We start from the raw sequence: 12,387 nt of genomic DNA on the forward strand, positions 1-12,387 counted from the left end.
GATGTTGAATGCATGTTCCCTGACATATCAGGCTATCCGCGCGGTAAGCTTATGCCTGCCAGTAGTTTTGCCAGAGGCGATGAACTGCGTATCGCCCAGGCTATTCCCATGCAAGCAATCACCGGCGAGTATTCGCTCAACCCGGTTTTTCCGGATACCGACCCCGATATCCGTCTGGTGCCCGATTACAGCAGTGTAAAACTGATCCCCTGGAGCAACGTACCACGCGCATTTGCCATCCATGACTGCTATGAGTTAGATGGATCCCTATGCCAGTTTGCCCCCCGTTCCCTATTGAAAAACGTATTGGCACGCTATACCGCTCTCGGATTGACGCCCGTACTTGCGCCGGAAATTGAATTTTACCTCACGGCGCCGAATGCTAATCCTGATTTACCCCTGAGCGCACCGGTAGCAAGAAACGGCAGGGTTGAAAATGGGCAATCAGCCTTTAGTATGAATATGCTCAATGAACTAGCTCCATTTTGGGATGAGTTTAATGCAGCCTTAGATGCGTTGGGCATACAGGCCGATACCTGGATCCATGAAGTAGGACGCTCGCAATACGAAATCAATCTGGTGCATGGTGATCCGCTGGCCCTGGCTGACCAGGCCTTTCTATTTAAGTACGCCGCCAAGGAGATCGCGATCAAACACGGTATCAACGCGGTGTTTATGGCTAAGCCTATCGCTGGCGAAGCAGGCAGCTCTATGCATTTACATCAGAGTGTGGTCGATGAACAAGGGCGGAATATTTTCTGCAATCCCGATGGAAGTAACAGTAAGAATTTTCATTATTTTATCGGTGGATTGCAAAGGTATCTGCCAGATATGATGCTGATGTTTGCACCGTCAGTGAATTCCTTCCGCCGCTATATATCCGGCAGTCAGGCACCGGTTAACTTGCACTGGGGCGTAGATAACCGCACTACCGGTTTGCGCGTACCACTGGGCGGACCAGCCGCACGTCGGGTAGAAAACCGGATTGCAGGTGCTGACGCAAATCCCTATCTGGCCATTGCGGCCTCACTGGCGGCCGGCCTGGCAGGAATTCAGGAACAGATTATGCCGGGCGCCGCAGTTGATGGCAGTGCTTATGCCTGCAGTCATGATCTGGCACCAGGCTTTATGGCGGCGCTCGCACAGATGGAAGCCAGCCCACTGGCGCGCAGCTTGCTTGGCGATGCTTTTGTAACCGGATACTGTGCAGTCAAACAAGTTGAATACCAAAGCTATCTGTATGAAATTGGGGCGTGGGAAAGGCGTTTCCTTGCGCCGCAAACCTGAACCTATGCTAAGCATGTCCTGGATTGGCGTCTGCCCGGCAGAGTGAGGATACAACTAATCAAAAGCAAGCTCTTCCTGGCATATCGAGGCTGTTTAGTTCAATGGAAGCATGCCGTATCAGCCAGTAGCAGCCACAAGCAACACAGTTCCGCCGAAACACTGTAAGCCCGGCGATTTTTAATCAACAGCGCGAGACACATGATGACAAATCACGATTTTGCTTATCGTTCCAGCGGTACTTACCTTAACGTAGCAAGGCGCGAAACCGCAGCAGATATGCCTTTTGCCGTGGCCGGCCTCAATTTTGATGGCGCCGTCAGCAACCGTCCCGGCGCGCGATTTGGCCCGCAGGCGATACGGCTGGCATCACAAATGCTGTGCGATGCAATCCATCCCTATTTTGACACCAGCCCCATAGGCTTACTATGCGATGCAGGTGATCTGGCGCTGCCGAATACCGGGATAGAAGCGATGCGCGCCGCGTTAATGCCTCAGGCGCTGGCTTTATTGGCGGCACATCATATGGTGTGGCTGGGGGGCGATCATTCGGTCACGCTGCCTGTGTTACGCGCGCTCAATCAGGTACATGGCGGTCCAGTTGCGATGCTGCATTTTGATGCCCACTGCGATACCTGGACGAATCACTTTGGCGAACCCTCCGGCCACGGCACCTGGGTTTATGAGGCGATGCAAGAGGGATTATTGATACCGGCAGCGTCCATCCAGATCGGCATACGATCCTCGGGCGAACGCGACGCCAGGGAATACGTCAATACCGTCGGTGGCAGGGTATTTACCGCACGCGAATTACGCGGTTTGGACAGTCCGTCCCAACTCGCCTCAGTACTGGCCGAGATACGCAACAGAATGGCAACTGCTGGCAACCCGCCAGTCTACCTGACACTGGATATCGACTGCCTGGACCCAGCCTTTGCACCCGGTACAGGTACTCCTGAACCAGGGGGCATGTCGGCAGCGCAAGTGCTGTCCATCATCGAAGAATTGGCTGATGTAAACTGGTGTGGCATGGATTGCGTCGAGGTGTCCCCGCCCTATGACCACGCGGAACTCACCAGTAACGCTGCCTCAGCCTTTGTATGGACTTATCTGTGTGCTCAAGTAAAGAAGCGCCAGTCAGACGCCAGTGCAAACTGACGCAAAAACGATGTTCTGCTCAAAATGCCAGGCTTGAAAAATGCGTTGATCAAAACAAAAAAAACCGCTGACTGCTGTCAGCGGCTTCCCGGAAAAACTGTTCGTATCAGGATGGAGTATTCAAATCCGCCAGTTTTTTATTGAACTTGAACAGCCAGATACGGTTAGGACGTTCACTGTCCGCACCGCGTGCAACGCGCATGGTATTGCCAGCGGTACAGCCCAACGCACCGGCGGTCGTCGTCAGTGCGCCGTTCGCGTCAACAGTACATTTCGTGACATCAGCACCCGGAATGATCGCACCGTTAGGATCAAGGATGACGGTTTTCATGCCAAAGTCATTATCATTGGTCAGTGCCAGGGTGTATTCATCGACCAGTGCCAAACCTTCGGCTTTTTCTGCCAGCCAGCCTGCATTGTTCAGATCAAATAACTGCGTCTTTTTAAGCAGCACGATGTTTGCATAATTCACGCCATTCACCGCTGCGCCAGTCATGCTGCTCTTTTCCAGATCGGTACCCATGGCCGCAATATCTGTGACATTGGCGGGTACCTGAACCAGCATCAGCTTATTGAAGGCTTTGCCATTCGGGTCTGTGCCCTGCTCGATCACGATGAATTTGCCATTGCCCAGCGAGACCATGTCACCCAGTTTGGCATTGCCGGTTTTGCCTGCGCTGTATTGCGTGCTGTCGATAGGATAGGCGTACAGCCTGGTTTTTTCAGTGGCTGGATCGAATTCGACCCAGCGGTTGAATTTTGCGTAATCTTTGATGCTTTCATTAGTCGCGACATTCGCACCGGGCACGATATAGCTGGCTTTACCATCATCGAGTGGGCTCTGCACGAAACCATTGAGCTTACCGGTTGCCACGTCCAGCGACAGGCCTTCCATGCCACGGTTAGCACGGCGTTTGAGCAATACCGCAGGCAAATCACCCGCATTGCTGCCTGGTTGGTATTTTTTCTGGATGATGCCGGTATTTACATCGATCTTCAAAATAAAAGGACCGTATTCGTCGGAGACCCATACCACACCGCGCGCAGCGTCATAGACGATGGATTCGGTATCGAGGCCATAATCGCTAAACGTCGTTTTGCTATTAGGATCAAAACGCGCGGCGTCATTCAAAGGTACCTCAGCCGAAGAGCCAACTTTGCCGGCAGCGATAGACAGGCCAGATGCGTTGATAGTGCTGCTGAACTTAATCGGCGTGCTTGATTTCAGAACTGCGCCGTCTTTTCCTATGCTGATCAGACCAAATGAAGGCGTAAAACTTGGCGATGGAAAGAATTTCGCATCGCTGGTTCCTGTTGCACCGGGCGTCACGACAGAATTCGGCACCTTAGGGCCATCGCCATTCGGACCACGGTCGGTGATGCCATAAAACTCCAAAGAGCCATCGGCTGCCTTACCTTTGAAGGTCAGGCCAGAGCCATAAGAAGGCAGGAAACCCTTAGGAAACGCGGCCTTGACCGCGGCATTACTGCCTTCGTAAGGAACAAAGAAATTATCTGCAGCCTGTATCTGATAACGGGTGACACTGGCACTGATACTGCCCAGCGCATTGGTTTGGGTCACGGTATGCACCACAGGTGCGCCCAACTTGGACGCCAGAGTGTCTTCAAAATGCTCGCGTACCAGGGTGCGGCGATCAGCATCGACACTAGGCTTTTGTACATTCGCTGGCAGCTTGTCCAGCGTTGCCGTCAGCGCGGCATTGAAAGCAGTGGCACTGGCATTGAAATCCAGTGTTTGTGTAGCTAATGCAGTTTTGACGGCAGCCGGGATTTTGATGCCAGTCGCCGTATCATTATCCTCGTCCAGCAATTGCAGGAACAACAGACGATTGACCACATTGTCATCCATCACATTGGTGGATGCAGCCAGTGTCAGTGGTGTGATGCTGGCCGCGCAAGGCGCAGAACCGAGTGCGACGCCACCAACAGAGAACGTAAGCGTTTCACCCTGATTGCAGCTAAAGCCGCCATTGGCCGTGGTGCTGAGTTTGCTGCCTGCGCCTGCCGTATAGTCCAGGCCTTCTACTGCAGCATCCAAAAATACGCCATTCACAGCGACAGGCGGTGTCGCTGGCGTGCTGTTAGAGGTGCTCGAATTGTTGCTGCCACAGGCGGTCAGCAGTGTGGCGGCGGCCAGGCTGCTCAACATCAGGGTCTTGCTGCTTTGCTTCATTTGATTAACCTCAAGAGTAGAAAAGTTTGCACAAAAATGAATGCCCGCAATGTACTCCTGACGCATGACTTGGCGATGACAAGGCTAAATTGCCCTGTCATCGTCAAGTCACCTACTGCTCTTACAGTATGCGCTCCTCACTCAATGGAGTCGCTGCCATGTCGAATTCTGCTTTCCCCCGTGTTCTTTACAGCGCCGCGCTGAGCTTAGCGCTCAACATCGCGCTGCCACTCTGCCCTGCTGTCGCCGCCAGCAATATGGTGCCCGACTACGAAGTCAAGTTACTTATGAACCCGAATGTCGTGCTGGATGCTGACCACAAACTGAAGAGCACAGTCCTGGCCACCTTTAATATGCCCGCCAGCGTCACCAAAATGAACGTGCAGTTCATGGATAGCAATGACAAAGAAATTTATAACAATGGCTGGATCGCGCGCATACGCAAAATCGAGGGCGACAAGGATTTTGAACTGAGCTACAAAAAACGCTACGCCATCGACAATGGCAATATCAATGAAGCTCTGTACAAGGCCAACGCAGAAGGATTTGACGTATCGGATAAGAATTACGAAGCCCAGATCGAATGGGGCTACCAGAAGAAAACCTTGAGCATTACTAACAGCAAGATGGATAGCAAAGCCGGTTACAGCGGCATGGACCTGCCATCCAACAGCGATGCGCGCAGCCTGCTCAAAAAGAATGTGCCGGGCAAAATGAATAACTGGCTGTATCCGGGTTGGGGCTTGTCTATGCTCGATAACTCGCGTAAGTACGGCCCGGTACTGGCCAAACGCTCAGTCGGCAGCTGGAGCGGCATGACCCTCTACATCGAAGTCTGGCCCATCCTGAACGCATACGGCACAGGCACCGACTACATCGTCGAAGCCTCGTTCAAGACCAAAAGCGAAGCCACCGCATCGGCCAAACACAACGAATTACAAGCCTACCTGATCGCCCGAGGCTGGTTCGTGGCCGAAGACTCCCTGAAAACCCAGCTCATCATGGACCGCTACTAAGCCTGCGCTGGTCTGCGCTAGCCTGAGGCACAAACAGCAACCTACGTAATCAGAAACCGGGCCAGCTCAGGCGGCCTGGTAACTCCTGCATCGTGCGTATATCTTGCCCACGCTGTAACAAGGGGTGCAAAGTCAAGGTGCGAAGGCTGAAGAAATCTTAAAATCTTTGACTGGTAACGATGGCAGTGCAGACATTGGCCGCTTGTGGCTCTATGTCAAACCAGGCGCAACTAAATAATTCAGAAAAATCAGTTCAACGGGCCGCAAACTTGCGGCCCGTTTTTCATCCCAAACTACGTTTCTCTGGTCGCCCCTGTTCATCAACCAGGACAACATGCGTCAAGCCTGAAAATCGGTGGCGTTTAATGTCTTCTTCAACTCCTTCGCCGTGCGTCAAGTTGACCCATAGTTGATTTGCTTCGACTTGCACCAAAGCTTGCATGTGTTTAAGTATATCGGAGCGTTTGGATTCAGCGATATGTAAGGCATAACGATGTAAATCTGCGTTGGGCGTGAAGTGTGCTCCCCAACTAGCTTTATACCAAACTATGCCATTCCCAAACACGGGTGGCGTAATACCCAGATTAATCGCAGAAAAACCTAGCTCTATGTTTAGGCTGATCATCTTGTGATACAACAGAGCATTCAATTGACGCATACGCTCTTTGTCCGCGTACACTGCTGGATGTAAGCCCAATTTATTGAAATATGTCGCCCCTGAAATACGCGGTTTAAGCAATAGAAAACCACCCAATCTCTGTCCATTTTGCGTAACAAAAATCAAATGCGAACGTTCAGCTTGCGCATACAGATTTTCAAGCGTATCCAGATACGCATACTCGCCATGACGTGTACGCAAATAAGGAATCAACATTTGTGTATGAAATTCACGATAGTCGTCTAAGCTCAGGCCTTCCTCAAAGTAGGCCTCGCTTTTCAATGCCTGCTGTACGCTACGCCGCGTATTGCCGCGCAATTGCGCCATGAAACTCTCCATGCTGGCTGGCAGCGGCAAGATCGCCTCTAAATAGTCGGGCAACAGCAATGTTGGACGCGTTTGCCAAGGCAGATGCGGAGTCAAGACTACATCAGCGGAACCATAACGTTGCATTGCTGCTTGCAAGCGTAAAGGCTGAAAAGAGCCCAAGGACTCTTGCTGATAGCCCGGATTCAAAAACGCATCGGCTAATAAATTGCTGGAACCATAGAACAATAAATTCAAAGGCTGATCGGTTTGCCTTAAGCTACCCGTAAAACGGGTGACGCTCCATTCGGATCTGCTCAATAAACTTTGAGCGTAGCGCAGGTATTTGCGTAATTCCAATAAGTATGCCTGCATAAAAATCCGTAAAAAAATTGATCGAATAACTTGCGAGCATTCAAGCTGGATTTGGATAAGAGTCAAAGTCCTGTTCGATGAAAATTCACAATACTTGTGCCGCATTTTAAAGAAGCTTGGTGTAAATTTTCAAGCCCCTGCACTTCAGGTGTATATAAACGTTAGGCACATCGTATTGATTGAGTGAGTTTTCAGGCCATCAGTCAAAACATTACACACCAGACTCACCTTCGTTTTTGACACAAGCAACTGCTGATAGCCTGTTTCTTTATTGCCAATTCCATCTCCCCGCTTTACAATCATTCATCTTTTTTTTCAGAGTCAGCATGCGTTATGGGTCACCGTTCAACTACCAGCCTAACGAACCGTTGCAGCGGATCGTCTGCGGCGCCCGCTGAACTCATACGTTAGAGCGCACGTAAATGGAACGCGTCAAAGGCTTATCTACCGCCCCGACTGAGGTCGACGAGCTACAAGAAATCGCTCGAATAGCAACCCGAGTAGCACTTGAAGAATACGAGCGCATTCCAGTAGAGTGGGACAAAAACCTCACTCTGGGCACTTACTTTGATGGAGACGACAAAATCTTTGAGCTTTACATTGCCGCTGAGCGCCCTTCGGAGGCTGTAGTAATTAGTTCGGCCCGCGTAAATCGCAAAATAAAGACTGCGAGCGTTGCCATCTCAAATCTGGCAAAGAAAGCAACTCCGTGACCTTGCAGTCAAGGCCGCTCCCTCCGGTCGCTGGACGCAGCGCGATAAAGCGCCGCGCAGCGCCACTTACCTACATCGTTAGGCGTCACCAAGAAAGAACTCATGACCTTCACCTGCCGTAAACCTCTCCTGCTGGTTGCAGTTGCTACTTTGCTTTCCTCATGCACCTCGACCCCGGCACTGAACGAACCGGACGAGGCCTCGTTGGGCCGCTCAAAATTCTCGCCGGTCGAAGTTTGCAGGATCTCCGGCAAAGACGAGTATCTGGCTCGCTTGGTCTGCGAGTCTGGCGACCGGATTGAGATCGGGCAACGCGGGAATGTCGGCCCACGCACCGAGATGAAGTCGAACGCGACTCAAGATGAAGTGCGCGAGATGATTCGCCGCAATCTCCAGTACTCGTCGCCCGCCGCTGGTGTACCCGACTACCACATAGTCGATGTCTATCCCGTCAAGTGCGGCGCAACGGTCCGATTTGTTTACCTGGACATGTACCACTGCGACAAACCGTCGCCACAGAATGCTCCACGTGGGTTCAAGCTTCTGCCCACTCAACGCTAGTGCCGCGCGAGTTACGCCTAACCACTCGCTCAACCGGACCCGCTACGGCAGGCAGCGTAAGGCGCTTCCTCATGCCACGAATGAAAGTACTCGCTCGAACAACGCTGATGTGCGCGTTGGCGCTCACAGCTTTTTGCTGCCAAGCGCACCTGATTACCCCCTATGCAAGAGCGCAGGAAAACATCAAATACTTCAACGAGGCTCTTGCGCAGCCGGAAAAATCAGACTATTTCCGAATACTCGTAGAAGTTCAGCGCGGCAAGCTGAACGAACACTTGTGGCTGAACCGAGTGAGGTTGGACGGAAACATCTGAGAAGAATCTGCCGAACAAATGTCATACTGGAACATCGCATGCAAGCCCCCAAAATAAGCAACAAGTCAATCTTCGCTTGGGGTTTGCGTCTAACTGGGCGTTCAACAGGACGTCAACCCGCTTCGCGGCTTACCACCTGTTAACTCTGCGTTAGGCAGCTGTAGAGGAGCCACACGAATTGGCGATGCAAATTTATCCATTCCCGGTGATGCCAACTCGCCCGTGTGCTTTCTGTCTATGCTTACAAGATGGGCGCGTGTTTGCCGATTTTGATTTCGATGCCGAAGGACTTGTATCTCTTCGGAGGATCTCATTTGATGGCTACGGGTGCTGCAAACCGACCCTCCCAACCCAAAAAATAAACCTTTCCGATTCAGTCCAAATCAGATCAATGGTCGATTCTCACACTCAGGAGCAAGATGGGGTCGAATATCCTGAAATTGAGCAGATTCTGCGCAACTACTTCAAGGCGAACTTTGAGGTTCTTTGGGAAGATGCTTTGAAAGATCACGAGCTGGTTTGATTCAGCGCCTGGAGCCAAAGAATGCGTACAGAGATCTCGCACCAGCCGCCTAACCGCCCAATGCACTCGACGGTACCGCTGCGCGGTCCCGCGAGTGATTGCGATCGTTAGGCACATCGTCTTGATTAAGTGAGTTTTCAGGCCATTAGTCAAAACACTATTCGGAACTTTTTACACCAGGCTCACCTTAGTTTTTGCCCCAGGCAACTGCTGACAACCTGTTTCTTTATTGCCAATCTCATCACCCCGCTTTACAATCAGTCATCATTTTTCATCAGGGTCAGCGTGCGTTATGCATCACCGCTCAACTAGCAGCCTGACGAACCGTTGCAGCGGATCGCCTGCGGCGCCAGCTGGACTTTCACGTTAGGTTGTACAGGTCACCATGTACCAATACCGCATAACAAAGTACGACCCAAACCATCGCGATCCTAGTGGCGCTTACCCCGTTGCTGGTTGGACTTCGCGCTCAGACATAGGGAAGTCATTCGGTGGCGTACGTCTGACCGAGGAAAACTATCTCCACGTTGAGCAGGCTTATCTAGAAGCTGCAGCGGTATTTCTACGTGAAGCGAGAATCTCTGAGCTCACAGTCATTGGCCTCGAAAATCACGGCCAAACACCCAATGTACCGCAGGACGGGAGCTGCATAAGGGCTGAAGATGTGCCAGCAGTCTTGCGATCGCTACTGAGAGAAGATTTCTGGTGCAAGCTGGAGTCTCCAACCGCATTCATCCACGTTGGCTACGACTACTACATGTACATCGGAACTTCAATTCAGAGCACGGACGCCTGTGCCATCGCGCAAGCCAATGGGCTTTTCGCAGAGGCGTTCAAGTCTCCATATGCGCAAAGTGCGGCCTAACCCTTCCTTCAAGCGGCCCCGTCCGGCGGCGCCCGTTAATTCGAACGTTAGCCTCCTGAAAGGAATCACATAGTGTTTCTTCTAGTACTAAACGAAAATCAATCTTCTGCATTTTTAGGCAGGCCTTGGATATCCATAGCTGTGGGAAGCGCGCTTACCGGAATAGCCGCACTCTTTGGTGGGCTCTCTCTCTATTTGGCCGCTGCTCTGATACTTCCAATTCTTGAGTGCGCGCTTCGGTATGGGGCGCGACTTCGGGTGCCACGCGCAGCACTGCTTCCGTTGGCGGTCACTGTATTTCTCGCTCACGCAGCATTTCTCGCCTTTATGCAAGAGGGCGCGATTGGAGCGCAGAAACTCGCTGTTAACATTGCTTATGTCTTTACTATCGTTATCGGTGCTGGAATAGGCAGCTTGTTATTTCGGCGAGCAATCGTTGCTGCAAAGCTTCCTGAACATGCCGAGTAACTCAATGGCACAGCTGGCTAACCTGTCGTTCGAGCGGGACGCCGCAAAAGTGCGGTGCCCCTCAACTTTACGTTAAGTAAATCGTTTTGATTGAGTGAGTTTTCAGGCCATCAGTCAAGACACTCTCCGAAATTTTTTGCACCAGCCCCACCCCTTTATTTTGACACAAGCAACTGCTGATAGCCTGTTTCTTTATTGCCAATTCCATCACCCCGCTTTACAATCAGTTATCATTTTTCATCAGGATCAGCGCGCCTTATGTCTCATCGCTCTACGACCAGCCTGACGAGCCGTTGCAGCGGATCGCCTGCGGCGCCCGCTGAACTTAAACGTTAGGTGGCTCGTATGGCGCTTCAGTGTCCCCAATGCAAGAGCGAGTCGGTAGTACGTCATCCTGGCGAACCTAGGTCGATGGAACGGTTCACTTGCTCCACGTGTGGGAACGAGTTCTTCGTGCATTGCTACTACATTATTGGCGAACAACTCAACCCGGAACCCGTTGATCTACTACTTTGTAGCTATCGACCATCAGAGGCCATGAATCGTGCAAAGGCGAGAATTCATCTTGAGCACTTGCTTGCCAAGTACGAACCACATCGACGGGGGAGTCTGAGTCAGCAATACTTGATCAATGCTCCGGTTTGGGTTCTCGGTGTCTTGCGTCGAGATGAGTTCGAGAGCTTTTCATCGGAGGCTGCTGTGCTGGGTCTACACATCGAGGCTGAAATTGAACCGTCACGTTAGTCATTTGTTCACCCCGTCGCTAGGTTACCTTCTGGCGTCTAGTCGCGGCAGCAACCTAACATTCCCTCCCACGGGACTGCCTACGGAAGCCCGTGAAGTCAGGCGTTAGGCACCTTTATCCTTTATGTTAAGCCCGAGACAGGCAGCTACGTGTTAGTGGCAAATCATTTTGTTGAAAAAGCCAAAGCACTTGAACTTAGCATCGCGTTTAATCGCGCGCGTATTGAGTACGCAAAGACTCAGCTTCCAAAAGACATCACCATGTGTGCTCTCGTCTACGACATTCGTGGCCCAAAAGTAGCAGCAGGTGCCATTGAACAATTGCGTTCTGCTTTTTCTGATATTTCCGAGTTAAGGGTTAGTCGTAATGGCACTTCAATTCATTGTTCAATGCCAGAGCAGCAACGAAATATCTGCTATCCTTGGCAAGCTAGCCGAGTCTATCGATTTATTTCCGGTGTCTAGCGCATTGTGGGGCGTATCAATCCCTAGCAAAGTGGTCAATGTTGTTGGCGAAGAGCGCATTCGCAATAGCCTAGCGAAATTCAATGTTTACAACCTTTACACTGGCGAGTAGCGCTATACCTAACATTACGGTCAAGGCCACTCGCTCCGGTCGCTGGACACTGCGTGATAAAGTGCAGCGCGGCGCCCCTTAACTACAACGCTAGGCGTCAAAGGACACACCGTGATCATCGAAAGAATATTCATCAGCCCTGAGCACGGCGCTCTCCAAGTTGAGTGCGAGCGCATTACCGTCCAAGCCGGACTCGGTCCAATTGGAGATCGAAACTTCGGGGTCACTTTGCATCCGGGGCAGAACCTTACACTTGTCGAAGCCGAAGAAATCGAGCGTTTCTTTGCCCTGCACGGGCAAGCCCCTGACCTTTCAGTCACACGGAGAAACTTGGTCACTCGAGGCGTCCGATTGAATGACCTCATGCATACCGAATTCGTCATCGGCAACGTAAAGCTGCGTGGCGTCGAGCTGTGCGAACCGTGCTCTATCATGGGAAACAACATGCGCACCGAGTCGCTTACACCAGCGGCAATCATCAAGCACTGGGTCAGTCGCGGCGGACTGCGCGTCGATGTTCTTACTTCCGGAGAAATCGTCCGTGGTGCCCACCTGCAAACTGATGCCTGACCCATCGCCCAACCGGCCCTTCATCGGCATGCCACCTCCGGGCCTCATTTCATTCTGGCCC

General features: G+C 51.8%; 13 protein-coding genes. 11 read left to right on the forward strand and 2 right to left on the reverse strand.

Annotated features, from left to right (window positions below):
• The first annotated feature begins 51 nt into the window (after positions 1-51).
• Both H8K43_RS01815 and speB read left to right on the forward strand, forming a co-directional pair.
• Entirely contained in the window at positions 52-1,287 is a 1,236-nt protein-coding gene (locus H8K43_RS01815; RefSeq protein ID WP_186902271.1) for a glutamine synthetase family protein, read from the forward strand.
• 201 nt (positions 1,288-1,488) lie between these two features.
• Positions 1,489-2,442 carry an agmatinase gene (speB, locus tag H8K43_RS01820; RefSeq protein ID WP_186902518.1) on the forward strand — a complete coding sequence of 318 codons (954 nt, stop codon included), beginning with the start codon at positions 1,489-1,491 and terminating at the stop codon, positions 2,440-2,442.
• A 106-nt stretch (positions 2,443-2,548) separates the two neighbouring features.
• On the opposite strand, the gene H8K43_RS01825 is transcribed toward speB, so the two are convergent.
• Entirely contained in the window at positions 2,549-4,636 is a 2,088-nt protein-coding gene (locus tag H8K43_RS01825) for an esterase-like activity of phytase family protein (protein ID WP_186902272.1), read from the reverse strand.
• Positions 4,637-4,794: 158 nt separating this feature from the next.
• Here H8K43_RS01825 and H8K43_RS01830 point away from each other — a divergent pair, with 158 nt between their 5' ends.
• Complete coding sequence (locus H8K43_RS01830) at positions 4,795-5,652, forward strand: hypothetical protein (RefSeq protein ID WP_186902273.1); 858 nt, start codon at positions 4,795-4,797, stop codon at positions 5,650-5,652.
• A 283-nt stretch (positions 5,653-5,935) separates the two neighbouring features.
• On the opposite strand, the gene H8K43_RS01835 is transcribed toward H8K43_RS01830, so the two are convergent.
• Positions 5,936-6,976 (reverse strand): hypothetical protein, encoded by a 1,041-nt coding sequence (locus H8K43_RS01835; protein ID WP_186902274.1) that lies wholly within the window; start codon positions 6,974-6,976, stop codon positions 5,936-5,938.
• Between the two features lie 437 nt (positions 6,977-7,413).
• Here H8K43_RS01835 and H8K43_RS01840 point away from each other — a divergent pair, with 437 nt between their 5' ends.
• The 8 genes from H8K43_RS01840 to H8K43_RS01875 all read left to right on the forward strand — a co-directional run bounded on the left by H8K43_RS01840 (position 7,414) and on the right by H8K43_RS01875 (position 12,326).
• A complete protein-coding gene (locus H8K43_RS01840; protein WP_186902275.1) occupies positions 7,414-7,704 on the forward strand; it encodes a hypothetical protein in 291 nt (96 codons plus the stop codon).
• A gap of 102 nt (positions 7,705-7,806) precedes the next feature.
• Positions 7,807-8,265 carry a hypothetical protein gene (locus H8K43_RS01845; protein WP_186902276.1) on the forward strand — a complete coding sequence of 153 codons (459 nt, stop codon included), beginning with the start codon at positions 7,807-7,809 and terminating at the stop codon, positions 8,263-8,265.
• A gap of 80 nt (positions 8,266-8,345) precedes the next feature.
• A complete protein-coding gene (locus H8K43_RS01850; RefSeq protein ID WP_222610924.1) occupies positions 8,346-8,579 on the forward strand; it encodes a DUF2314 domain-containing protein in 234 nt (77 codons plus the stop codon).
• Positions 8,580-8,763: 184 nt separating this feature from the next.
• On the forward strand, positions 8,764-9,102 hold the full coding sequence (locus H8K43_RS01855; RefSeq protein ID WP_186902278.1) for a hypothetical protein: 339 nt from the start codon (positions 8,764-8,766) through the stop codon (positions 9,100-9,102).
• 937 nt (positions 9,103-10,039) lie between these two features.
• Entirely contained in the window at positions 10,040-10,435 is a 396-nt protein-coding gene (locus H8K43_RS01860; protein WP_186902279.1) for a hypothetical protein, read from the forward strand.
• 345 nt (positions 10,436-10,780) lie between these two features.
• Complete coding sequence (locus H8K43_RS19245; protein ID WP_186902280.1) at positions 10,781-11,179, forward strand: IS1 family transposase; 399 nt, start codon at positions 10,781-10,783, stop codon at positions 11,177-11,179.
• Positions 11,180-11,329: 150 nt separating this feature from the next.
• Entirely contained in the window at positions 11,330-11,644 is a 315-nt protein-coding gene (locus tag H8K43_RS01870) for a hypothetical protein (protein ID WP_186902281.1), read from the forward strand.
• 223 nt (positions 11,645-11,867) lie between these two features.
• Positions 11,868-12,326 (forward strand): MOSC domain-containing protein, encoded by a 459-nt coding sequence (locus H8K43_RS01875; RefSeq protein ID WP_186902282.1) that lies wholly within the window; start codon positions 11,868-11,870, stop codon positions 12,324-12,326.
• The last annotated feature ends 61 nt before the right edge of the window (positions 12,327-12,387 follow it).

It is taken from the genome of Cognatundibacterium curvum (assembly GCF_014284235.1).
GTDB classification, from domain to species: domain Bacteria; phylum Pseudomonadota; class Gammaproteobacteria; order Burkholderiales; family Burkholderiaceae_D; genus Undibacterium; species Undibacterium curvum.